Source organism: Bradyrhizobium sp. MI1.3 (assembly GCF_055811695.1).
In genome coordinates this window covers 1-3,116 of record NZ_JBVVPQ010000176.1, presented here as the reverse complement: position 1 = coordinate 3,116, position 3,116 = coordinate 1, and the positions used below count along the sequence as shown (strand labels likewise).

Sequence of the window (3,116 nt, the reverse complement as noted above, 5' to 3'; positions counted from 1 at the left end):
GAGAGCCTGGACACCGTGGACAATCAGCTGGTGAAGTTCGAGCAGGAGCCGAACAACGCCAAGATCCTGGATAACATCTTCCGGCTGGTCCACACCATCAAGGGCACGTGCGGCTTCCTCGGATTGCCGCGTCTGGAAGCGCTGGCGCATGCCGGCGAGACGCTGATGAGCAAATTCCGTGACGGCATGCCGGTGACGGCCGGCGCGGTGACGGTGATCCTGGCCTCGATCGACCGCATCAAGGAAATCCTGTCAGGCCTCGAGGCGACCGAAGCCGAGCCCGAGGGCACCGACCGCGATCTCATCGACAAGCTGGAAGCGATGGTCGAGCAGGGCATGGCGGCCATGGCGGCGGGTGCTGCTGCTCCCGAGGCTGAAGCGCCGCCGCTGGTGCCGGAAGCGCCTGTCGCCGTTGAAGCCGCGCCGACCTCCGGCGTGCTGGCCGACCAGACCCTGGAGCGCCCGCTGCGTCCGGGCGAAGTGTCGCTCGACGAGCTCGAGCGCGCCTTCCGCGAAACCCCGATCGAAGTCCCGGCCCCGGTTGCCAAGGTTGAGGTCAAGGCTGAGCCCGCACCCGCCGCTGAAGATCCGGCGCCTGTCGCCAAAGAGACCAAGGCGCCCAAGGAGAAGGCCGCGCCGAAGAAGTCGATCGCCGACGAGGGCGCCGCCGAGGGCGCCAGCATCGCCAACCAGTCGATCCGCGTCAACGTGGATACGCTGGAGCATCTGATGACCATGGTCTCGGAGCTGGTGCTGACCCGCAACCAGCTGTTGGAGATCTCCCGCCGCAACGAGGACACCGAGTTCAAGGTGCCGTTGCAGCGGCTGTCCAACGTCACCGCCGAGCTGCAGGAAGGCGTCATGAAGACGCGCATGCAGCCGATCGGCAATGCCTGGCAGAAGCTGCCCCGCATCGTTCGCGACCTCTCGAGCGAACTCGGCAAGCAGATCGAGCTGGAGATGCACGGCGCCGACACCGAGCTCGACCGCCAGGTGCTCGACCTGATCAAGGACCCGCTCACCCATATGGTGCGCAACTCCGCCGACCATGGCCTGGAGACTCCGGCCGAGCGTCTCGCCGGCGGCAAGGGCGAGCAGGGCACCATTCGCCTGTCCGCCTATCACGAGGGCGGCCACATCATCATCTGCATCGCCGACAACGGCCGTGGCCTGAACACCGACAGGATCAAGGCCAAGGCGATCTCCTCAGGGTTGGTCACCGAGGCCGAGCTCGAGAAGATGAGCGAAGCCCAGATCCACAAGTTCATCTTCGCGCCGGGCTTCTCCACTGCTGCCGCCATCACCTCGGTGTCGGGGCGCGGCGTCGGCATGGACGTGGTGCGCACCAATATCGACCAGATCGGCGGCACCATCGACATCAAGTCGGTCGCCGGCGAAGGCTCCTCCGTCACCATCAAGATCCCGCTGACGCTCGCCATCGTCTCCGCGCTGATCGTGGAAGCCGCCGGCGACCGCTTTGCGATCCCGCAGCTCTCCGTGGTCGAGCTGGTGCGGGCCCGCGCCAACTCGGAGCACCGCATCGAGCGCATCAAGGACACCGCGGTTCTCCGGCTGCGCAACAAGCTGTTGCCGCTGATCCATCTCAAGAAGCTGCTCAAGATCGACGACGGCGCCGTCTCCGATCCCGAGAACGGCTTCATCGTGGTGACGCAGGTCGGCAGCCAGACCTTCGGCATCGTCGTCGACGGCGTGTTCCACACCGAAGAAATCGTGGTCAAGCCGATGTCGACGAAGCTGCGTCACATCGACATGTTCTCGGGCAATACCATCCTGGGCGACGGCGCGGTCATCATGATCATCGACCCCAACGGCATTGCCAAGGCGCTCGGCGCCGCCGGCTCCTCGGCCCATGACATGAACAGCGAGAACGGGGCTCACAGCATCGGAAGTGGCGAGCAGACCACCTCGCTGCTGGTGTTCCGCGCCGGCTCGTCCCAGCCCAAGGCGGTCCCGCTCGGGCTCGTCACCCGCCTGGAAGAACTCCCGGCCGACAAGATCGAGTTCTCGAACGGCCGCTACATGGTGCAGTACCGCGAGCAGCTGATGCCGCTCGTTGCCATGGAGAGCGTCACCATCGCGAGCCAGGGCGCCCAGCCGATCCTGGTGTTCTCCGATGACGGCCGCTCCATGGGCCTCGTCGTCGACGAGATCATCGACATCGTCGAGGAACGGCTCAACATCGAGGTCGGCGGCTCCTCCTCCGGCATTCTCGGCTCGGCCGTGATCAAGGGCCAAGCCACCGAGGTGATCGACGTCGGCCACTTCCTGCCGATGGCGTTCTCCGACTGGTTCACCCGCAAGGAGATGAAGCCGTCGCTGCACTCGCAATCGGTGCTGCTGGTCGACGACTCGGCGTTCTTCCGCAACATGCTGGCCCCGGTGCTCAAGGCCGCCGGCTACCGCGTCCGCACCGCGCCGACCGCGCAGGAGGGCCTGGCCGCGCTGCGCGCGCAGACCTTCGACGTGGTCCTGACCGACATCGAGATGCCCGACATGAACGGGTTCGAGTTTGCCGAGACCATCCGCTCCGACAGCAATCTGGGCGCGATGCCGATCATCGGGCTCTCCGCGCTGGTGTCGCCGGCGGCGATCGAGCGCGGCCGTCAGGCCGGCTTCCACGACTATGTCGCCAAGTTCGACCGTCCCGGTCTGATCGCGGCGCTGAAGGAACAGACCGCGGGCGCCGCCGGCGCCTCCGAGCTGAGCCGCGCAGCAGCGTAACCAGCGGGATCAGGAGAAACTAACATGACCAAGAAGACCCAGTCCGGCGAAGGCGCCATGGTCGAATACGTCACCGCGATGATCGGTGGCCAGCTGTTCGGCCTGCCGATCTCCCGCGTCCAGGACGTGTTCATGCCCGAGCGCGTCACCCGCGTGCCGCTGTCCTCGCGCGAGATCGCGGGCGTGCTGAACCTGCGCGGCCGCATCGTCACCGTGGTCGACATGCGCGCCCGGCTCGGCCTGCCCAAGCCCGAGGACGGCAAGATCCCGATGGCGGTCGGTGTCGATCTGCGCGGTGAATCCTACGGCCTCCTGATCGACCAGATCGGCGAAGTGCTGCGGCTCGCCGAGGACGGCATGGAAGAAAACCCCGT

General features: G+C 66.3%; 2 protein-coding genes. Both read left to right on the top strand.

Annotation, left to right across the window (positions count from 1 at the left end; genetic code table 11):
- The coding region (locus AC0L3A_RS40355) for a hybrid sensor histidine kinase/response regulator (RefSeq protein ID WP_473256541.1) at positions 1-2,742 on the top strand (2,742 nt) is incomplete at its 5' end.
- Positions 2,743-2,766: 24 nt separating this feature from the next.
- Positions 2,767-3,116 (top strand): chemotaxis protein CheW (locus AC0L3A_RS40350; protein WP_085357185.1); only part of this gene is annotated, 350 nt, incomplete at its 3' end.